We start from the raw sequence: 20,504 nt of genomic DNA on the forward strand, positions 1-20,504 counted from the left end.
GTCATTTCTGTCGTCTCGATCTGAAATAGAGGCCGATGGCGGCGATCAGCAGGGTGAAGAGCAGCATCAGCGTGGCGATGGCGTTGATCTCGGGCTTGATGCCGCGCCGGAGCAGCCCCCAGATGTGGATGGGCAGCGTGGTGTTGCCGGTGCCCGCGATGAAATAGGTGATCACGAGGTCGTCCATCGAGATGATGAACGCCAGCAGCCAGCCGCCGAGGATCCCCGGCGCGATGCCCGGCAGCGTCACCTTGCGGAAGGTCTGCGCCGGCGTGGCGCCAAGGTCGGCCGAGGCCTCTTCGACGCTGGTGTCGAACTCGGCGAGCCGCGCCGAGACGGTCACGAAGACGTAGGAGATCAGGAAGGTCGACTGGCCGACGATGATGGTCAGCATCGACAGGTTCATGCCGATGGTGATGAAGAAGATCAGCAGCGCGATGCCCAGCACGATGTCGGGCATGATCATCGGCAGCATCATCAGCGTCCGGTAGAACCGCGCCAGACGGAAGCGGTAGCGCGCGACGGCCAGCGCCAGCGCGGTGCCGAAGACCGTCGAGAAAACCGAGGTCGAAAGCGCCACGATCAGGCTCGTGCGCACCGCGCCCCAGAGCTGGTCGGTGCTGTCGACATAGGTGGCGCTTTCGGCCAGCGAGGTCTCGAGCCCGAAGATCTGCCGGTACCAGTCCAGCGTGAAGCCGTCCCAGATCATCATGTTCAGCGTGTTGGCGTTGAACGAGTAGATCACCACCAGCAGGATCGGGGCGTAGACGAAGACGAAGAACAGCAGCCCGTAGAGCGAGAGGAGGCGGCGCAGGATCATGACCGCTCCTCCCGCCCGGCAAGGCGGAACTGCGCGATCAGCAGCACCAGCACCGCGGTCATCACAAGCATGGCCAGCGCCGAGCCGAAGGGCCAGTTGCGGGCCGAGAGGAACTGCTGCTCGATCAGGTTGCCGATCATCAGCACCTTGGCCCCGCCCAGCACCGAGGGCACGATGAAATTGCCCAGCGCCGGGATGAAGGTGATCACCGAGCCGCCGACGATGCCGGGCATGGTCGCGGGCAGGATCACCTTTCGGAAGGTCTGCAGCCGCGTCGCGCCGAGGTCCGAGGAGGCCTCGATCTGCGCCATGTCGAGCTTCTCGATCGAGCCGTAGAGCGGCAGGAACATGAACGGGATGAAGACGTAGGTCATGCCGAGGATCACGGCGAAATCGGTGTAGAGGAACTCGATGGGCGCATCGGTGAGCCCCAGCCCCATCAGCCCCTGATTCAGAAAGCCCGTGGGACGCAGGATCAGCACCCAGGCAAAGAGCCGGACGATCAGGCTCACGAAGAACGGCAGCGTCACGAGGAAGATGGCGAAATCGCGCAGCCCCGGCCGCATCCGGCTGATCCAGAACGCGGCGGGATAGCAGACCAGCAGGCTCGCCAGCACGGTGAGCGCCGCCAGCCGCAGCGAGCGCAGGAAGATCGCGATGTAGACCGGGTCGAACTTCTCGTACCGCGTGTCGGCCCAGCCGAGGATCCGCCCGTAGTTGAGATGCGAGAAGATCCAGTCCACGCCACCGTAAAGGCCGGGCGTCAGGAAGCTGTAGACCAGCATGATCAGAAGCGGGCCGAAGAAGAACACCAGCAGGAACACCGTCGGTGCGCCCAGCAGGCCCAAGAGCTGCAGGAACTTGCGCCGCGCGAGGCTCATGGCGCGACCTCGTCGATCAGGTGCAGCCCCTCGGCGGGCGCGTGCAGCGTGAGCGTGCTGCCGATCCCCGGCAGCGCGTTTCCGGTGCGCAGCAGCGCGCGGATGGTGCCGAAGGTGCCGGTCTCGAGCGACACCTGGTGGTCGGTGCCGGTGTAGTAGGTCTCGCGGATGACGCCGGTGAAGCTGAGACCCGGGCGTTCGGGTGCGGTGGCGGAAAGCACCTCGGGGCGCAGCAGCAGCGTGGCCTTTCCGGCGGGGCGCACGGCGGCAAAGCCCTGCCCGTCCGCCAGCTGCGCGGCGGAACCGTCAAGCGTCACCGGCAGCAGGTTGCTCTCGCCGAGGAAGTCGGCGGTGAAGAGGTTGGCGGGCGTCTGGTACAGCTCGGCCGGGGCGCCGATCTGCTGGATCCGCCCATGCGCGAGCACGGCGATCCGGTCGGACATGGTCAGCGCCTCTTCCTGGTCGTGGGTGACGAAGATGAAGCCGATGCCCAGCTCGCGTTGCAGCGCCTTCAGTTCCTGCTGCATCTTCTGGCGCAGGTTCTTGTCGAGCGCCGAGAGCGGCTCATCCAGCAGCAGCAGCTTCGGCTTGCCCGCCAGTGCCCGGGCCAGCGCCACGCGCTGCTGCTGGCCACCGGAAAGCTGCGCGATCGACCGTTTCTCCATGCCCGTCAGCCCCACGAGCTCGAGCATCTCGCCAACCCGCATCCGGATCTCGCGCTTGTCGCGCCCGGCGATCTCGAGCGCGTAGCCGACGTTGCGCGCCACGCTCATGTGCCCGAAGAGCGCATAGCGCTGGAACACCGTGTTCACCGGCCTGCGATGGGCGGGCATCTGGGTGACCGCCGTGCCGTCGATCAGCACGTCGCCCGCGTCCAGCGTCTCGAAGCCGCTGATGGTGCGCAGAAGCGTGGTCTTGCCGCAGCCCGAGGGGCCAAGGAGGGTGACGAACTCGGCGCTGGCCAGCCGCAGCGAGATCCCGTCGAGCGCGGTCATGGTGCCGCCCTCGGGGGTGCGGAAGGCCTTGCGGGCGCCGATGATTTCAAGGGGAGATGGCATGATCTTGCGGTCCTGCAGGCCGGCGGGGAAGACCCCCGCCGGATGGGTGTCGAAGGGCGTCATTGCGCGGTCTTGATGCGCGTCCATTCCGAATTGTAGAGCTGCAGGTCGCGGCCGAGGTCCTCGAAGATCTGCAGCTTGTCCATCACATCCTGCGACGGGTAGATGGTCTCGTTGGCGGCGATCGCCTCGGGGATCAGTGCCTGCGCGGGCTTGTTCGGGGTGCCGTTCATCTGCTGCTCGACGTTCATCGCGGCGATCTCGGGCTTGAGGTAGAACTCGAGGAACTTCTGCGCGGCCTCCTTGTTGGGCGCGGACTCGAGCACGCAGATGTCCTCCTGGTACATCGTCGCCCCTTCCTCGGGAATGATGTAGCCGATGGTGTCCGGGTTCTCGGACACGTAGAGGTTGGCGCCCACGTACCAATGCGCCGCCGCCACGTCTCCCGAGATCACCTGCGGCACGGAATCGTAGGTGAAGGCGGTGACGCCCGCGATGTGGTCGATGATGTAATCCGCCGCAGCCTCGACCTCGTCGGGATCGGTGGAGTTGACTGAGTTGCCGTTCACGATGAGGCCGATGCCGATGGTCTCGCGCAGGTCGTCCAGCAGCGTGATCTTCTTGCCCTCGGCGCCCAGCGCGAAGAAGTCCGCCCAGCTCTTGATGTCGCCGGCCAGCGCCTTGTTGTAGACGATGCCCACGTTGCCCCACGCGTAGGGCAGGCAGTACTCGGCGTCGGGATCGGTCTTGGCGCGCACGAACTGCGGGTCGATGTTCTCGAAACCAGGCGCCTTGCCGATGTGGGTCTTCGCCAGAAGACCGAGCTGGAACATGATGTCGTGCATGTGCACCGACGGGAAGACGATGTCGTAGCCGGTGGCGCCGGCCTGGATCTTGGCCAGCATCTCCTCGTTCGAGCCGTAGCTGTCGAGGGTGACCTCGATGCCGGTCTCCTCGGTGAAGGCCTCGAGAACGGCCGGGTTGATGTAGTCGCCCCAGTTGTAGAGCGACAGCGTCTCGGCGGAGGCCGCCAGCGGCGCGAGGATCAGTGCCGTGGTTGCGGCGAGATGCAGCTTTTTCATGGTTTCAGTGGCTCCCTGTCATCCGGTTTTTCGGTTTTGCCTTGAGTCACCAAACTGGTTCGATACTGTCATTTTCGTCAAATGTTAGTTTTCTGTCATGTGGAGATCCGGCATGTCACACGGCTTTGCGTCCTATGCAGAGGCGCCGATTGATGAATTTGTAAGCAAAGTCGAGCAGGGCCTGCACGCGCTACCCAAGCAGGAGGCGAAGGTTGCGCAGTATTTTCTCCTCAACCTGAACTCAGTGTCCTTCGAGACCGGCAAGTCCATCGCCCAGAAGGCGGGTGTGGCCGAGATCACCGTGGGCCGGATGCTGCGCCGGTTCGGCTGCGCGGGGATGAAGGAGTTCAAGGCGATGCTGCGGCACCGCTACTCTGTCACCGGGGCAAGCATCGCCGACGACGGGTTCGAGCTGCCCGAAGACTGGCAGGAGCAGATGAACGCCGAACTGCGCGCGGTGAGCACCGTCTACTCGCGCATCGGCACCCCCGCCTTCCGCGCCGCCGAGCGCTACCTGACCGAGGCCGAGGAGGTCTATGTCACCGGCTTCCAGACCGTGCGCGGGCTGGCCGAGGACGTGGCGCGGCGGCTGGCGCTCGCCCGGGCCCGGGTCCGCTTCCTGTCGGGGCACGACAGCATGCTCTCGGAATGGCTCGACCCGCCGGCGCCGGGCAGCAGCTGCCTGCTGATCATCGACGTCATCCCCTATGCTGCGGAATGCGAGACCATCGCGCGGCTGGCGCGGGACCAGGGCCGGTCGGTGGTCGTGGTGACGGATGAATACTGCCACTGGGCACAGGAGGTGACCGACGCGGTGATCAACGCACCCTCGAAGACCGGGCTCTTCCTCGAGTCGATCCTCGGGCTGAACGCCGCGACGAGCCTTCTGGTGCACATGGCCGCCAACGGCCGCAGCGCCGACATCGACGAGCGCATGCGCGACTGGAAGCGGCTCGCGCAGTCCATCGGCATCTTCTGACCGCGCCGCTCCGCCACCCCCGGGGCTCTCCCGCCCCCGCCGCATCCCTGCCAACCTGCCCTCACCCAAGCCATGACGTGCGACGCGTCCCATGCCGCAGGAGAACCGGCCCGAGAAATCCGAGCCCCCCGAACCGCAGGGGTCTTCGCCATGCTGCCGCGGGGCGCGATCCGGAACACGCTGGGGCTCTGGGCTCGCGGTGCTGCTCGGAACGATCACCGGCCCTGCCCTCTGCGTCTGCTTCGATCTGCCGCTGATCCCGTCGCTTCTGGGGGGCGTTCTGGTGCTTGCGGTCTACGTCGCTTGGGACCGGCTCTGGCTTGCACAGCGGCGCAATTCACGCCACCCCTGCCCCTGCCCGCGAGCACGCCGGGCACATGTTGTTTTTGCCCGCGGATGAGGGATGCTGCGGTTGCAGCCATCGCTGCGTCGCGTAAGGTGGGCGCGACCGGCCGGAGGACCGTGCATGTTCGTTCCCTTTTTCGAGACCCTGCGACAGGCCCAGGTGCCCGTCAGCCTGCGCGAATACCTGACCTTCCTCGAGGCCATGCGCGCGGGGCTCGCCACCTATGACGTGGAGGGCTTCTACTATCTCGCCCGCAGCTCCATGGTGAAGGACGAGCGCCACCTCGACCGTTTCGACCGCGCCTTCGCCACCGCCTTCCGCGGGCTCGAGCAGATCTCCTTCGAGCAGGTGCTCGAGGCCGTGGAACTGCCGTCGGACTGGCTCACCCGGATGGCAGAGAAGCACCTCACCGACGAGGAGAAGCGCGAGATCGAGGCCATGGGCGGCTTCGACAAGCTGATGGAGACCCTGCAGGAGCGGCTGCGCGAGCAGCAGGGCCGGCACCAGGGCGGCAACAAGTGGATCGGCACCGCCGGGACCTCGCCCTTCGGGGCCTATGGCTACAACCCCGAGGGGGTGCGCATCGGCCAGAAGGAAAGTCGCCACCGCCGCGCGGTCAAGGTCTGGGACAAGCGCGAATTCCGCAACCTCGACGACAACATCGAGCTCGGCACCCGCAACATCAAGGTGGCGCTCAAGCGGCTGCGCAAGTGGGCCCGCGACGGCGCCCACGAAGAGCTCGACCTCGACGGCACCATCCGCGCCACCGCCGAGCACGGCTATCTCGACGTCAAGACCCGGCCCGAGCGGCGCAACGCGGTGAAGCTGCTGCTGTTCTTCGACGTGGGCGGCTCGATGGACATGCACATCCGCGTGGTCGAGGAACTGTTCTCGGCGGCGCGCTCCGAGTTCAAGCATCTCGAGCATTACTACTTTCACAACTGCCTCTACGAGGGAGTGTGGCGTGACAACCGCCGCCGCTGGGACAAGCAGACCTCGACCTGGGACGTGCTCAACACCTACGGCTCGGACTACAAGTGCATCTTCGTGGGCGACGCCTCGATGTCGCCCTACGAGATCGCCTACCCCGGCGGCGCCAACGAGCACTGGAACGCCGAAAGCGGACAGGCGTGGCTGGAACGGGCGCGGGTCCAGTGGCCCGACCACCTTTGGATCAACCCGGTGCCCGAGCGGCACTGGCAATACACCCAGAGCATCGGCATGATTCAGCAGATTTTCGAGAACAGGATGGTTCCGATGACCCTTGAAGGCATCGACCGCGGCATGCGGGAGCTGTCGCGATGATCCTCGGCGTCGATGCGGGCGGCACCTCCTGCCGCGTCGCGCTCGAGCGCGACGGCCAGAGACACGAAGCGCGGCTTGGCCCCGCCAACGTGACCACGGATTTCGATGGCGCGGTGGCGACGATCCTCGCGGGCCTCACCGAGGTCGCGAGCCGCGCGGGCCTTGCGGTGGCCGACCTGCGCCCCTGCCCCGCGTGGCTGGCGCTGGCGGGCGTCACCGGCCCCGAGATGGCGGCGCGCGTCGCTGCGGCGCTGCCGCTCGAACACGCCCGCATCGACGAGGACCGCCGCGCCGCGGTGGTCGGCGCCCATGGCGAGACCACCGGCTGCGTCGCGGGCGTCGGCACCGGCAGCTTCCTCGCACGGCAGGCGGGCACCGAGTTCCTGACCATGGGCGGGCACGGGCTGGTGCTGGGCGACGAGGCCTCGGGCGCCTGGCTCGGGCGCGAGTTCCTCTCCTACGCGCTCAGGGTGCACGACAAGCTCGAGGCGCCGAGCGCGCTCACCCGCGAGGTGACGGACGAGCTTGGCGGTGCGCCGGGGATCATCGCCTTCGCCGCCAAGGCCTCGCCCTCGGATTTCGCCACGCTGGCGCCGCGGATCTGCGCCGCACGGGGGGACGCTGCCGCCGATATGCAGATGCGCCGCGGTGCGGCCTACATCGCCACCGGGCTCAACGCGCTTGGCTGGCACCCGCAGGAGCCGCTCTGCCTGATCGGAGGCATCGCCGGGGCCTATGCCGACTGGCTGCCCAAGGAGATGGCCCGCGCGCTGCGTCCGCCCCAGGGCACCGGGCTCGATGGCGCGCTCACACTGGCAAGGCGCCTCGTCCCCGCCTGAGGATGCGGCGCGGACCCTGGACCGTGTCCTTCGTGTCTTCGGAAAGAGCCGAAACCTGCCTGGGCACGTGGCTCAGGCTCAGAACTCGACCTCCAGCTCCTCGATCTCTTCGGGCTCGGCCAATGCGCCCGCGATCCATTCCTTCATCGGCGCCCAGTCGAGGATGCGGTCGATATAGGCCTCGAGCTCGGGCTCAAGCGTGACCGCATAGGTGCGCAAGCGGGTGCAGACGGGCGCGAACATGGCGTCGGCCATGGTGGCGGGGCCGAACAGGAAGGGCCCGCCATAGGTTTCGAGGCACTCGCTCCAGATCTCACGCACCCGCTCGACGTCGGGCCGGGCGCCAGAGAAGATCTTGAAGCGCTCGTGCCGCGCCTTGATGTTCATCGGAAGCGCCGAGCGGAGGTTGTAGAACCCAGCGTGCATCTCGCCCGACACCGCGCGGCAATGGGCCCGCGCCACGATGTCTTCGGGATAGAGCTTGGCCTCGGGAAAACACTCGTTGAGATAGCCCGCGATGGCCAGCGTGTCCCAGACCTGCACCTTGCCGTGGGTGAGCCGCGGCACCCGCACCGTGGGCGACAGAAGCAGCAGTTCCTGGCGCACGTCGGCATCGGTGGGATCGACCGGCTCCTCGCGGAAATCGAGCCCAGACATCTTGCACAGGAGCCACCCGCGCAGCGACCAGGACGAGTAGTTCTTCGATGAAATCGTGAGCGTTGCCTGAGTCATGGTGTCTTCACTTTGCCTTCGATGCTGCGCTGCGACACGATTTTTGTCGCATGGCGGCGCGGTTCTGGCTACCAATTTGATGAGCAAAGAGGGGCCGAACGCAGTGCTTTATGCCACGTATCAAGGACTTGATGATATTATCGCCCCTTTCCGGACCGCCGCGCTGACCGCGCTGTCCTTCGGTCCGAAGAACCCGGGCCCCTTCGGAGAGCTCTTTCGCCGCAATGCAGCGCTGATGGAAATGCTGTCGCGGTTCCAGCTGACACACGCCCGGCCCTCGTTCGGGATCCACAGCGTGAGGGTCGAAAACCGCGACGTGCCGGTGACCGAGGAGGTGGCGCTCGACCTGCCCTTCGGCAACCTTCTGCATTTCCGCAAGGACCTCGACACGCAGCAGCCCAAGGTGCTGGTGACCGCGCCCCTCTCCGGCCATTTCTCCACGCTTCTGGCAGGCACGGTGAAGACGCTCCTGCGCGATCATGACGTCTACATCACCGACTGGAAGAACGCCCGTGACGTGCCGCGCTCGGCCGGGCAGTTCGGCGTCGAGGATTACATCGCCTACGTCATTCGCTTCCTCGAAGAGATCGGGCCTGGCGGCCACGTGCTCGCGGTCTGCCAGCCCTGCGTGCAGACCCTGGCCGCAGTGGCGGTGATGTCCGAGGACCGCAATCCCGCGACGCCACGCACCATGACGCTGATGGCCGGCCCCGTGGACGTGCGCGAGAGCCCGACCACGGTGAACGATCTCGCCAACGAGAAGCCGCTGTCGTGGTTCAAGCGCAACGTGATCTCGACGGTGCCGTTCCGCTACGACGGTGCCGGACGCAAGGTCTACCCGGGCTTCGTGCAGCTCGCCGCCTTCATGTCGATGAACATGGAGCGCCACCAGGCACAGCATCGCAAGCTCTACGACCATCTCGCCGCGGGAGAGCAAGATGACGCGAAGCGCATCAAGGAATTCTACGACGAGTATTTCGCGGTGCTCGACCTGACCGAGGAATTCTACATCGAGACCATCGAGCGGGTGTTCCAGAAGGCCGAGCTCGCCACCGGCGACTTCACCTATCGTGGCCGCAAGGTCGACCCCTCGAAGATCCGCAACACCGCGCTGCTGACCGTCGAGGGCGGGCGCGACGACATCTGCGGGATGGGCCAGACCACGGCGGCGCATGACCTCTGCTCGACCCTGCGCCCGCATCTCAAGCGCCACCACCTGCAGGCCAACGTCGGCCATTATGGCGTCTTCAACGGCCGCCGCTGGGAGAACGAGATCTACCCGGTGGTGCGCAACATGATCCTCGCCATGGAGTGACGCCGCGCGCGCCCACAGAGGCTATCCGTGCCGGCGCTTCGCCGCGCGGCACCGCGCGTACGTGAGCATCAGCTTGCCAATCCCCGCCGACCTGCGCAGTCTGGGAACACGTCCCCCAGGCCCGCTCCTTTCCGCCCCTAAAGAATTGTAACCGGGAATTTTATGTCCAACGCGCATTTGCCGGATCTTCGTGCCGAGGTCTCTGCCCAGTACGAGCTCGACTACATTCCGCGCGGATCCGACACGCTGCTCGTCGTCCTGGCGCCGACACCCCGACTGGTGCTGATGAAATATCCCTTCGCCCAGAGCAGCCTGCATCTGGCCGACCGGTTCCTGTCGTTCTACACCAACGCCCCCTACCGGAACGTGAACGCCATCGTCACCTTTGCGCGGGCCCGCGGCTACCTGCGCCTGCTCTTCATCGGCTCGTCCAAGGGCGGCTCGGGCGCTCTGCTGTGGTCCTCGATCGCGCAGGAGGTGCAGCGCGACATGGCGGTGCAGTGCATCGCCTTCAGCCCGCAGACCATGCTCTTCCCGCACAACCCGGTGCTCGACGAGCTGCCGAGCTACCGGATCTCGCTCGACCGGCTCGAGGGCAAGGGCCGCGCCCATCTCGCCAAGGACTTCCGGCGCTTCGGCAATATCCAGGATTTCATCCGGGGGCGCACCGCGCTCACCACGGTCTACTATTCTTCGGGCTACGGCATGGACGTGGCCGAGGCCCAGCGGTTGCGCCGCGTGCCCGGGCTGCGGCTGATCCCGGTGGATCTGCCTTTCCACGGCAGCATCATGCCCTTCACCCTGAAATCGGGCGACGAGGCAGCGATCGAGCGGCTGGCGGACAAGCTCTACACCGATGCGACCAGGGACCAGGATCTCGCCCGGTCGTTGCCGGAACGGCGCGAGGATTTCGTCTCTTCGCTGCGCAAGCTCTCCGCTGCGAGCCTCAACGACGTGATCGCCGAAACCCTCGCGCGCGGTACCGGAGGCCGCAGGAAGCGGCTGCGCCTGATGAACGGTCTCTTCCGGCTCTACCGGCGCCAGGGGTGGGTCTGACGGCGCCGCCGCCAGCCCCACCCGCACGGGTCTTCAGAACACGTGCAGCCCCAGAAGTATGAAGGATATGCCCAACAACAGCACCAGCAGCGCCACGACCCAGGTCGAGACGCGGTTGCTCACCTGCGTCGGCTGATAGCAGGAGCCGCAGACCGGCGCCCCGAAGCGGAGTGCATGTCCGCAATACCTGCATATGAAGACCCTGTGATCACTCAAAGCCATACCAATACTCTCCAGTCCCAGAGCACGAGTCGCCCCCTGTCCGGGCGGCTCACAAAACTGATGATACGGAGGAAATGAGTCCGAAAGAAAACACAACCCGCAGGCTAGCTGTAAAACGCTTGAAATCTCGCGAACGTGACCCAAGCGTCACCCTTGCAACGGTCACATGTTACTTATTCGATCACATTTAGGACCGATAGTATCTGTATATTCAGCTATATCGGAACGATGATGAAACCTGAGGCGCCACTTCAGCCTCTGGCGTCGACGCCCGGCGCTTCCCGCAAGGGTTGTGACACTTTCCCGACGCCTGCCGCTGAAACCGGCTGCAGGAGCGTCGCGTGCGCCCCCCTCCAGACCGCATCTGCCCCAATTTTCAGCAGGCCGCGCCCTCTCCGGCCCCGCCTTTGACGCGAACATGGGCAGACCGCGGTTCCATCGGCACGGTTCTGCCGGTCGGCGCCTGTCGGATTTGCCCTTTTCCGCTGCGTCTCCAAATTCAGGCGCAACCGGATGAAAGACAGAAGGACTGACATGACCGACCCTCGCCTGACCCGACGAGACATGCTCGCCTCCGCCCTCGGAGCCGGAGCTTTCTTCCTCCTGCCCGAGGTGGCGCGCGCCCAGAAAGCGGCCGCGCAAGACGCCGCGGGTTTCGGGCCCGCCGAGCCGTTCTCCTTCGACCAGCTACGGGACGTCGCACGCTCCCTCGCCAACGAGAGTTACGTGCCGATGCAGGTCGCCGATGGCGACATCCTCGAAAAGATCGACTACGACCGACACAACCAGATCTCGTTCCGCAAGGAGCGGGCGCTTTGGAACCAGTCGGGCACCTCGCCGGTGCAGTTCTTCTTCCCCGGCAAGTATTTCCCCGAGCCCGTGCACATCTACACCGTCGAGAACGGCATGGCGCGCGAGGTTCCGTTCTCGACCGACTACTTCGACATCCCCGATAACAACCCCGCCCGCGCCCTGACCCGCACCGAGGGCTTCGCGGGCTTCCGGGTGCAGGACCAGCCGGGCGGCGACGACTGGATGGCCTTCCTCGGCGCCTCCTACTGGCGCACCGCGGGCTATTCCGGTCAGTTCGGCCTGTCGGTGCGCGGCCTCGCGCTCGACACCGCCATTCCGGAAGGCCCCGAGGAATTCCCGCGCTTCACCCGGTTCTGGCTCGAGCAGGCTGGCGGCGGCGACCTGACCGCCTACGCGCTCCTCGAGAGCCCGCGCGCCACCGGCGCCTACAAGATCGCCTCGACCCGCGGCGACGAGGGCGTGGCGCAGGATGTCGAGGCGCAGATCTTCCTGCGCGGCGACGTCGAGCGGCTGGGCATCGCGCCGCTCACCTCGATGTACTGGTTCGGCAAGCCCGACGCCCACGTGGCCCCGGACTGGCGCCCCGAGGTACACGACAGCGACGGGCTCGAGATCCACACCGCCAGCGGCGAGCGCATCTGGCGTCCGCTCAACAACCCGCCGCGCACAATGGCCAACAGCTTCTACACCCCCGGCGTCAAGGGCTTCGGCCTGATGCAGCGCGAGCGCAGCTTCGACGAATACCAGGACGACGGCGTGTTCTACGAAAAGCGCGCCTCGGCCTGGATCCAGCCCAAGGGCGACTGGGGCGACGGCTCGGTCACCCTTGTCGAGCTGTCGACCGATGACGAGATCCACGACAACATCGTGGCGATGTGGACCCCGACCGGCCCGGCCGGCAAGGGGCGTGAGTACAACGTCGGTTACCGCCTGACCTGGTTCGAGGACAACCCGGTGCCGCCCAATGCCGCGCGCTTCCTCGCGACCCGCATCGGCGCCGGCGGCATCCCCGGCCAGCCCCGCCCCGAGGGTGTGGTCAAGATCGTCTGCGATTTCGAGAACCACGGCTTCGAGGAACTGACCCGCGATCCCGGCATCCGCCCCGTGGTCACCGCCTCGCGCGGCACGGTCAGCGGGTTCGCCGCCTACCCGGTGGTGGACGAGGATTACTGGCGCGCCATCTTCGACCTCGATTTCTCGAGCATCCCCGAGGATGACGACACGCCCATCGACCTGCGCATGTTCGTCGAGGTCGACGGCGAGTCCCGCACCGAGACCTGGCTGATGCAGATCTTCCCGTCGCAGATGCGCACGCTGTTGGCCTCCCGGCCCTGAACCCTCCCCGAGGGCGCCCGTCGCGTATGGCGACGGGCGCCGCTCATGGCGCAAGGGTCAGGCGGGCGCGCCCACGCGCTGGCTGCAGCCGCCCTCGCCCGTGTCGAGCACCTCGCCCGTGGCGGAGTCGTGAAACCACCAGCGATAGCTGTCCGCCCCGAGCTCGAGCCGCAGGAGCCCGAGATGCCCGAATACCGCCGAAGCGGTGGTGGGCGCCACCGGGCGCACCTTCGATGTCTCGCCCCCGGTACCCACGACGAACTCGAGCAGCCCGTCGCTCCGATCCGGCGCGCCATCCCCGGCCAGCGGCAGGGAACGTTCGTAGAAGTGGTTGTGCCCGTTCAGCACTAGCGTCGCCCCGGCAGCCTGCAGCGTCCGGAAGAGCGCCGTGGCGCTGTCGAGCCCGCCGCGTTGCTGCAGCGAGTAGGCCGGCCGGTGGTAGAAGGCCAGCACGCAGGCCTCGGGCGCCGCAGCCAGCGTGTCCGACAGCCATTGCGCCTGCGGTGAGCCCGCCCCGGCCTCGACCTCGCTGTTGAGCGACAGCACCAGCCAATTGCCGGCATGGGCGGCATAGTAGCCCTCCGAGCCCAGCCCGGCCCGCCCGGCCCAGCTTTCGTAATAGCCGAAGGCGCCGGGCGTTTCGTACTCGTGGTTGCCCGGCGTCGGCAGAATCCGCGGCCTCTCCTGTCCCCAGACCTGGTCGAAGCAATCCGAGAACTCGCGCGCGGTGCCCGAGTTGTAGACCAGATCCCCCAGCGCGAGGATCGGCGCGTCGGGCCAGCGGTCCGCAAGCTCGGCGGTGGCCGATGCGGGCACGTGGCTGGTGTCGAAAGGCGAAGCCAGCCCCAGCAGGCCGGCGGTCGCAGGCAGCACATGGGCGAGGTTCAGACGCTCCGGGCAATCGGCGATGTCGCCCACCGCGAGCAGCGTGATGCTCTCGTTCTGGCCGTCGTAGGCCGCGTCCAGAATGCGCTGAGGCTCGCTCTCGGTGCCGCTCCAGGCCGACCGGTCCTGCCCGTGCATCAGGAAGGAGGCGTAGCCGAACCACTGCCCCTCGATCGCCGTCACCAGCAGTGCCGCCGCCACAAGGGCCGCAAGCCCCGCTCCGATCCGTTTCATCATGATCTCTCCGCCGTCCTTGCGGCTGTCTTTTCGTTTGGCGCCAGGGTCAGGTCGTCCTCGAGCAGGTCCTCGACGAACCAGGCCCCGAACTGCGCACGCCCCGAGACCCCGGCCTTGGCGTAGATCCGCGTGAGCTGCGCCCGCACCGTGCCCTGCGCGGCGCCCCGCAGAGCGGCGATGTCGGATACGTCGAGCCCCTTGAGCGCCAGCAACCCCACGTCGCGCTCGGCGGGCGTCAGGCCCCAGGCCTGGAACTGCGTGGCGATGACGTCCGAGAGCTTGCCGCGGGCGGTGTCGAGCGTCCGCTCCTGCGTCGCGAGGCGCTCCAGCGCCGCGCGCAGCTGCAAGCCGCTCAGGACCACGCCGGCCACGAGGGCCAGCGCCACGAGCGACTCCAGCATCCCCTCGGGCGAAGTCGGATCGAGCAGCATGTCGCCGACCGCGTCGCCGACGAAGAACACCGCGGCGATCCCCTGCAGCAGCAGAACGGCGGCAAGCGCGAGCGGCTGCCGCCGGTCGCCACTGGCACGGGATGACTTGCCGGTCACTTCATCTTGCCTCTTCCAGTCAGCATCGGGCGCACGAGGTTGCGCCTGAGGGCCCGGCTCTCGATCACCACGCCGCCCACATGCACCATCGCGAGCAGCAGCATCAGGTTCGCCGCCAGCTCGTGCAGCTCCTTCGCGATCCCGTCGCCCTCGTGGTCACTTTCTGCCGTTTCGCTGTCGTCCACAAGAACCGACCAGTCCCCGGCGGCGACCGCGGCGCGGTCCTCGGCGATGGTGACCGGGCTCTTCATGTCGGTCATCACGAGCCCGGTGGCCACGACGATGGCAAGGCAGCCCCAGAGCGCGTAGACCATGATCGCCCCCGCCGGGTTGTGCGAGGGGTATTCCGAGGGCCGCCCGCGCAGCAGGTCACGCAGGTGCCGCAGCGCCCCCACCGGGTCCGGCAGGAAGGCCGAGAACCGCGCCTCGGACGGCCCTACGAACCCCCAGAGCAGCCGCACGGCCAAGGTGCCGAGCGCGACCCAGCCAAGCCAGACGTGCAGGTTGCCGCCCGGCTTGCTGAGCAGCCCGTTCACCAGCACCACCCCGGCGATCAGCCAGTGGCTGATGCGCACCAGCGGGTCCCAGGGATCGGGAGGAAGGGGCGCCGCCTCGGCGCCCCGATCGAGATCACGCGACATGATCAGTCGTCATCCTTGATGTTGGTGACGGCGCCGGTCTTGGGGTCGATGTAGACCTCCCAGAGCTTCTGTGCCTCGTCGGTGCACTTGGCTTCGATCATGCCGCCTTCGGCCTCGAATTCGCGCACCGCGCAGCCCGCCGCTGCCAGCGCCGCGGTGGCGTCCGTCGGGTTGGTGCCGACCACGTCGCCCACCGAGGGCATGGCACTGGCGGCGAAGGGAACTGCGATCAGCGCGAGGCTGGCAAGGAAGGGTCTGGTCATCGGGTGTCCTGTCTGTGGCAATGAATGGAACGGAGCGGGATGTCTCCGCCGACTGGACCTGAGCCTTCGGACCGGGGCCGGTCCATCGCAGAAACGCTGCCCCGGACGCGCGTAAGCGCGCGCTTACGGCGGTTTTCGGGAGATTTCGCCGGTCCGGGTGCTGTTTCTGGGCGTTGTTTTCGGGCGGGCGGCGGGAGGCGCCGCAATCCCCGGGCGGCGTGTCGCGATGCACCCTGCCCGCCGAATGGAGCGGCGTTCCGGGGTCGGGCCGGGCCCTGGCGCCCCGAACCACCGGCCACTTCGGTATAGACGAAGCGACAGCCCGCCACGCCATTGATGTCCCGTTCAATACCCGCTTCGTAAAAGAGCTTTTCGCCAGACTTTTCCAAGGATACCGGTTCACGCAGCTTCGGTGAACCCGGAAGCGCTTCGCAGAATCGCGTCCACCCCGCGTTTTCTGCCCTGCGCCGCCTCACCCCCTGCTGAATCGTTGAGCCCTGGCGACCAAACACCGGTCACCTCTCCGCGATGTCGCAAAGCGCACCGCTGACGACGCACTGGCGTTCACAGCGCAGGGGTTCCCGTGCGACGATGAGAGCGCAATTACCTCGGAAGACGGAAGGCGCCTCATGATCTCGGTCCTCGGCAGCGTCTGGGCGCTGCTTCTCGGAACATTCCTCATCATGCTGGGGAACGGCATGCAGTTCACCCTGATCGGTCTGCGCGGGGACATCGAGGGATTCTCCACCGGCGCGCTCGCGATCATCACCTCGGGCTACTACATCGGCTTCCTCTCCGGCGCCCGCGTCACCCCGGTGCTGATTCGCCGCGTGGGGCACGTGCGTGTCTTCGCGGCCCTTGGCAGCTTCATGTCCGCCGGCCTGATCGCCCTGCCCCTCGCGACCGAGGTCTGGGCCTGGACACCCCTGCGCCTGCTCATCGGCTTCTGCATGTCCGGGGTCTACGTGGCGGCCGAGAGCTGGCTGAACCACGCCGCCACCAACGACACCCGCGGCAAGATCCTGTCGGCCTACATGATCGCCCAGACGCTCGGTGTCATCGGCGCGCAGGCACTCCTGACGCTCGGCGACGCGGCGACCTCGGCGCTCTTCATCGCCGCCTCCATCCTGGTCTCGCTGTCCTTCGGCCCGATCCTGCTGTCGGTCTCACCCACCCCGGCCGTGACCGTCACCCGCGCGATGTCGCTGAAGGAGCTCTTCGGCCACGCGCCGCTCGGCACCGTCGGCACCTTCCTCCTGGGCGGGATCTACGCCACGCAGTCGGGCATGGGCGCGGTCTTCGGCACCCAGATCGGCCTCTCGACCCCGCAGATCGCGCTCTTCGTCGCCATGCTCTTCGCCGGCGCGCTGTTCCTGCAATACCCGATCGGCTGGCTCTCGGACATCATGGACCGCCGCAAGCTCATCTTCGGAGCCGCCGCCCTCGGCGCGGCCGCCTGCGCCTTCGGCCTGATGACGGAGGGACGCTCGGACATGCTGCTCCTCGCCGCCTTCTTCGCCGGAGGCGTGACGACCCCGCTCTACTCGCTGTTCCTCGCCTATACCAACGACGACCTGCCGCCCGACGACATGCCCGCGGCGTCGGGAGGCCTCGTCTTCGTCTTCGGCATCGGCGCGATCGCGGGGCCCCTGCTCTGCGGCTGGGCCATGCAGATGTTCGGGCCGCAAGGGTTCTGGGTCATCCTGACAGGAACCTTCGCCGGGATCTCCGCCTACGCCCTCTACCGCATGACCCAGCGCCCGCGCGTCAAGGACCAGGACACCGACAGCTACCTGACCGTGCTGCCCACGACGTCACTCGTCGCCGTGGAGGCCGCCACGAGCTGGGCGGTGGAGCAGGCGGAGAGTGAGCAGGAAGGTGATCACCGCGAGAGAGCGCAGACTGGTCTGTAGCCACTTTGAGCCTAAGAGGCGGCCTTGTTGCACAAATCGGCTGAGGGCCGGTCTTCCCCTTTCCCCGGCCGCAGTTATCCTACGGGGGGCAGTGACGGGTAGTCCGAGCGCGGCGTAGCCGTTCAGCACTGCAATGCGGACCTGCAGCTGCGCGAGCTGGCGATCGAAGTTTCTAGGCTCAGGACTCATAGCCAGTAGATGACGATAGGGGCGAGAGCGATGGCCGAGAGGAAGACCTTGGGGCACCTGTCGTATCGCGTGGCCACCCGCCGCCAGTCCTTGAGCCTGCCGAAAATGATCTCGTATCGCTGCCCGGCAGTGCATCGCGAAGCGATGTCACGAGAGGGGCGGTTGCGCCGCTTGTCCCTTGCCCGGCAGGGCATTGCGCAGCAATGTCCCGAGAGGGGTATTTCACCTGCGTCTTCCGTTGTTTCCGGCCGGGGATGCAGGCGCGTATCCCCTTGTCTTGCAACGCTTCCCGAAACCAGTCGGCGTCGTAGCCGCGATCACCGAGCAGCCAATCAACATTCGGCAGACTGTCGCAAAGAGCCCGCGCACCGATGTAGTCGCTCACCTGCCCGGCAGTGACGAACAGGTTGAGTGGACGTCCCTGGCTGTCGCAGATGGCGTGCAATTTCGTGTTCCGTTTTCGGGCGAAACGGTCCCCCGGACCGTTTCTTAATCCCTCAAACCCCTTGGTTCGTCCGATCAGGCGGCCGCCCCCCCTTTTTGACGCCCAGACTGGACGCCGTGCGGTGAGCCTTCAGGTACTAGCGCAGGCTCACTCGAACGCATGGCGTTCGCCTGCTCACTTCGATCATTACGGTCTTGTTCTCGCCGTGCTCGGCAACCAGTCCCGCCATCATCTTCGCGAAGATGCCCTGTTCGTGGCTTCTCTCGGACCGATGGCGTTCATCCACTCACCTCCACCGCTTCCAACGATTGTAGAGCGTTTCCGGCGCTTTCGCGGCCCCACTGGGGCCACGGTCGCCTTCAACTGTGGGGGCCGTATGCGGCGTTCGGGTCGGCCTCGAACCAGTGGCGGCTCGACCCTCACCGTCGCGCCACCGCAAGCCGTTACGATTTATGAAGATAATCCCACTCAACACGCGCCGATCATCAACGCGCGGCTTGCCATGGGACTTCGGGAAGTACGGCTCTAGACGCGCCATCTGCGCATCGCTCAGCCAGAAGAGATCAGACATAGTACCGCTCTGTTTTCGTGCGGTGAATCATGCCCTTCGGCTCAAATCAACGGGTCCTGAGCCGAAGGGCATAACGACCCATCACACATTCTCCATGCAAGCTTCTGTTTTCATACAGAGCTTTCACTTCTTTTGTGAATCCAATTCACATTCAAAACTTGGCGTTTAACATCTATGCGACATGGCGGAGAAGCCGCTCGGAATCATCTTGCTCCGCCACATTTTGAAATTTTGCCACGACTTCGCTGAGCAAATTGGTCGCAGCAGTCAAAGCCGTCGTTGCAGCGGAGGTCTCTTCAAACATGGCAGCATTCTGCTGAGTAAGCTGGTCAAGCTCGCCCATGGTATGTTTTAAATCTGCGATGCCTTGTGCGTGCGTTCCGACCGTAGATGCGATGTTTTGCATGGAGTCCAGAGCATTGCGAACTGCGTCGAGAACGCCGCGAAGTGCGGAACCAGCGTTCTCGACCAGTTTGACACCGTTCGTAACCTGGCGGGCACTATCGTTTATAAGATCACTGATTTCTTTCGCAGCTTCCGACGACCTGCCTGCAAGCGCGCGAACTTCCGATGCCACAACAGCAAACCCTTGACCAGCGGCCCCCGCCCGCGCGGCCTCCACTCCGGCATTGAGCGCCAGTAGGTTGGTCTGCAACGCCACGTCTTCGATCAAAACGACAACCGAAAGGATCCGGTCAGAGCTACTTTTTATTTGTCCCATTGCTTCCAATGCACCGTCGACCACTTTCATGCCGTTCTCCGCGTCGTCTCTCGTCTGGCCTGTCGCCACCGCCACACGCTGGGCGTGCTCCGACGCTGCGGTCATGACTTCACTGATTTCATCAATTTGCGACGTCACATTGCCCAGGGCGTTCGCCTGATCCTCTGTCCTCTTGGCGAGTCTTTCGGATGCCGAAGCAATGCTGTTTGTATCTATTTTGATTGAATCTGCGTTTTCCTGGACGCTGGTCATCGCAACCGACAGCGCGTTGACCGCACTATTGAACTCGTTGCGCAGTGGCTCGAACTGATCCGGAAACTCTGTGTCGATCCGAGTCGTAAGGTTCCCGTCTGCCAGTTTTGTCAAAGCCGCACTGAACTGCTCCATGACATTGAGCTGTTCCGCTTCCTTCCTGGTCAAACTCAATTGCAGCTCCTGCGAGCTTCCCAACGCGTCGGACAGGCTTTTTGCCTCTTGCTCAATCTGCTCGCGCTGACCAAGTTGCACACGCAGAAGGTAGAACAGACCTCCGGTTTCGGCCACCCAGACCGTGCCGTGAAGGGCCAGGCGCGATACGTCAAGCAGCAAGCCACTACTTGGATAAATCAAAGTCGGCAGAAAGAGCGTCAACACCGCGTGATGAACAATGACGATCGCCGATGCAAAGAGAAGCGCGCGCTGGTCCTGCAATATGACCAATGTCGCCAGAACGGCAAAATAGATCAGGTGGGTGTCGAGCTGCCATGAATGTCCGGACAACGCTGCAGTCAGCAATGGCAGCTGGCCCATCACACCGAGCGACACAGCCAGACGCGCGATCCCCCCACCACGTAGCTGTAGGCTGATGGTGACGGCAGCAATTGCGAGAGACATCACCAAAAACGGCCAAGGTGACACACCTGCCATCCACGCTCCGAACGCCGGGACGGGCGTCAGCAAAATGTTGAGATAGCCGATCAAGCGTAGACCTTTTCCCTGTGCGACTTCCAGGGATGAGCTGGTGGTTTTCATTTCAAACTCCGCAAAGTTGGGCTGCTATCGCGCCGTCGAGTACCAACCAAGCGCCTTCCATTCTCAAACGCGCTGGAAAGCTCTCAGGCTGACTGCCTGCAACAGCCAGCAATGCAATCGGTGCGCCTGTAGGGCCGATCGGTCGTCCGCCGGCGCGACGCAAGATTTCAGGCAATCCGTCCATTGGTCCGACAACAAGAAATGTGGTCGCTGACTGAAGGGGGCGGCCAGCTAAGGCCAACACCGGTGCCGCGATCAAGGGACCAAGAACCAGACATATCATTGCCACCAAGCGCA

17 protein-coding genes and 1 pseudogene are annotated in these 20,504 nt (G+C 65.5%); 7 read left to right on the forward strand and 11 right to left on the reverse strand.

Features of this window, described 5'->3' with window-relative positions; genetic code table 11:
- Position 1: 1 nt before the first annotated feature.
- The 4 genes from BLQ77_RS16255 to BLQ77_RS16270 are packed head-to-tail and all read right to left on the reverse strand — an operon-like array spanning position 2 to position 3,841.
- Positions 2–820 (reverse strand): ABC transporter permease, encoded by an 819-nt coding sequence (locus tag BLQ77_RS16255; RefSeq protein WP_089961096.1) that lies wholly within the window; start codon positions 818–820, stop codon positions 2–4.
- Positions 817–1,701, reverse strand: coding sequence for an ABC transporter permease (locus tag BLQ77_RS16260; protein WP_089961098.1), 885 nt, complete (start codon positions 1,699–1,701; stop codon positions 817–819). The genes BLQ77_RS16255 and BLQ77_RS16260 overlap by 4 nt, the downstream gene beginning before the upstream one ends.
- Complete coding sequence (locus BLQ77_RS16265) at positions 1,698–2,822, reverse strand: ABC transporter ATP-binding protein (protein ID WP_375360208.1); 1,125 nt, start codon at positions 2,820–2,822, stop codon at positions 1,698–1,700. Before BLQ77_RS16265 ends, BLQ77_RS16260 begins: the two co-directional genes overlap by 4 nt.
- On the reverse strand, positions 2,819–3,841 hold the full coding sequence (locus BLQ77_RS16270) for an ABC transporter substrate-binding protein (RefSeq protein WP_089961102.1): 1,023 nt from the start codon (positions 3,839–3,841) through the stop codon (positions 2,819–2,821). Before BLQ77_RS16270 ends, BLQ77_RS16265 begins: the two co-directional genes overlap by 4 nt.
- A gap of 112 nt (positions 3,842–3,953) precedes the next feature.
- Here BLQ77_RS16270 and BLQ77_RS16275 point away from each other — a divergent pair, with 112 nt between their 5' ends.
- The 3 genes from BLQ77_RS16275 (at position 3,954) to BLQ77_RS16285 (ending at position 7,310) form a co-directional block, all read left to right on the forward strand.
- Positions 3,954–4,820 carry a MurR/RpiR family transcriptional regulator gene (locus BLQ77_RS16275; RefSeq protein ID WP_089961103.1) on the forward strand — a complete coding sequence of 289 codons (867 nt, stop codon included), beginning with the start codon at positions 3,954–3,956 and terminating at the stop codon, positions 4,818–4,820.
- Positions 4,821–5,286: 466 nt separating this feature from the next.
- The gene (locus BLQ77_RS16280; RefSeq protein WP_089961106.1) at positions 5,287–6,471 is read left to right on the forward strand and encodes a vWA domain-containing protein; all 1,185 of its coding nucleotides are present in this window, start codon (positions 5,287–5,289) and stop codon (positions 6,469–6,471) included.
- Positions 6,468–7,310, forward strand: coding sequence for a glucosamine kinase nucleotide-binding domain-containing protein (locus BLQ77_RS16285; protein WP_008886227.1), 843 nt, complete (start codon positions 6,468–6,470; stop codon positions 7,308–7,310). The genes BLQ77_RS16280 and BLQ77_RS16285 overlap by 4 nt, the downstream gene beginning before the upstream one ends.
- 78 nt (positions 7,311–7,388) lie before the next feature.
- On the opposite strand, the gene BLQ77_RS16290 is transcribed toward BLQ77_RS16285, so the two are convergent.
- Positions 7,389–8,042 (reverse strand): glutathione S-transferase family protein, encoded by a 654-nt coding sequence (locus tag BLQ77_RS16290; protein WP_089961107.1) that lies wholly within the window; start codon positions 8,040–8,042, stop codon positions 7,389–7,391.
- 103 nt (positions 8,043–8,145) lie between these two features.
- Between BLQ77_RS16290 and BLQ77_RS16295 the strand changes: the two genes are divergently transcribed.
- The 3 genes from BLQ77_RS16295 (at position 8,146) to BLQ77_RS16310 (ending at position 12,783) form a co-directional block, all read left to right on the forward strand.
- The gene (locus tag BLQ77_RS16295; RefSeq protein ID WP_242661744.1) at positions 8,146–9,357 is read left to right on the forward strand and encodes a polyhydroxyalkanoate depolymerase; all 1,212 of its coding nucleotides are present in this window, start codon (positions 8,146–8,148) and stop codon (positions 9,355–9,357) included.
- A gap of 162 nt (positions 9,358–9,519) precedes the next feature.
- Positions 9,520–10,413: a hypothetical protein gene (locus BLQ77_RS16300; protein ID WP_089961113.1), complete on the forward strand. Its 894-nt coding sequence runs from the start codon at positions 9,520–9,522 to the stop codon at positions 10,411–10,413.
- 756 nt (positions 10,414–11,169) lie between these two features.
- Complete coding sequence (locus BLQ77_RS16310; protein WP_242661745.1) at positions 11,170–12,783, forward strand: OpgD/OpgG family glucan biosynthesis protein; 1,614 nt, start codon at positions 11,170–11,172, stop codon at positions 12,781–12,783.
- Positions 12,784–12,840: 57 nt separating this feature from the next.
- Here the strand turns inward: BLQ77_RS16310 and BLQ77_RS16315 are convergent, their stop codons facing one another.
- From BLQ77_RS16315 to BLQ77_RS16330, 4 genes are read right to left on the reverse strand one after another with little or no spacing between them, the layout of a single operon-like run.
- Positions 12,841–13,902, reverse strand: coding sequence for a metallophosphoesterase family protein (locus BLQ77_RS16315; protein WP_165617137.1), 1,062 nt, complete (start codon positions 13,900–13,902; stop codon positions 12,841–12,843).
- Entirely contained in the window at positions 13,902–14,453 is a 552-nt protein-coding gene (locus BLQ77_RS16320) for a helix-turn-helix transcriptional regulator (RefSeq protein WP_008883928.1), read from the reverse strand. Before BLQ77_RS16320 ends, BLQ77_RS16315 begins: the two co-directional genes overlap by 1 nt.
- The gene (locus tag BLQ77_RS16325; protein ID WP_008886079.1) at positions 14,450–15,094 is read right to left on the reverse strand and encodes a cytochrome b/b6 domain-containing protein; all 645 of its coding nucleotides are present in this window, start codon (positions 15,092–15,094) and stop codon (positions 14,450–14,452) included. The genes BLQ77_RS16320 and BLQ77_RS16325 overlap by 4 nt, the downstream gene beginning before the upstream one ends.
- Positions 15,095–15,096: 2 nt before the next feature.
- A complete protein-coding gene (locus BLQ77_RS16330) occupies positions 15,097–15,357 on the reverse strand; it encodes a PepSY domain-containing protein (RefSeq protein ID WP_008885532.1) in 261 nt (86 codons plus the stop codon).
- A gap of 629 nt (positions 15,358–15,986) precedes the next feature.
- Here BLQ77_RS16330 and BLQ77_RS16335 point away from each other — a divergent pair.
- Positions 15,987–17,270 carry an MFS transporter gene (locus BLQ77_RS16335; RefSeq protein WP_089961119.1) on the forward strand — a complete coding sequence of 428 codons (1,284 nt, stop codon included), beginning with the start codon at positions 15,987–15,989 and terminating at the stop codon, positions 17,268–17,270.
- Between the two features lie 185 nt (positions 17,271–17,455).
- Here the strand turns inward: BLQ77_RS16335 and BLQ77_RS16340 are convergent.
- A pseudogene (locus tag BLQ77_RS16340) lies at positions 17,456–18,475 on the reverse strand (transposase).
- A gap of 172 nt (positions 18,476–18,647) precedes the next feature.
- Positions 18,648–20,207 carry a methyl-accepting chemotaxis protein gene (locus BLQ77_RS16345; protein ID WP_242661746.1) on the reverse strand — a complete coding sequence of 520 codons (1,560 nt, stop codon included), beginning with the start codon at positions 20,205–20,207 and terminating at the stop codon, positions 18,648–18,650.
- Between the last annotated feature and the right edge of the window lie 297 nt (positions 20,208–20,504).

It is taken from the genome of Salipiger thiooxidans, from assembly GCF_900102075.1.
GTDB lineage: Bacteria > Pseudomonadota > Alphaproteobacteria > Rhodobacterales > Rhodobacteraceae > Salipiger > Salipiger thiooxidans.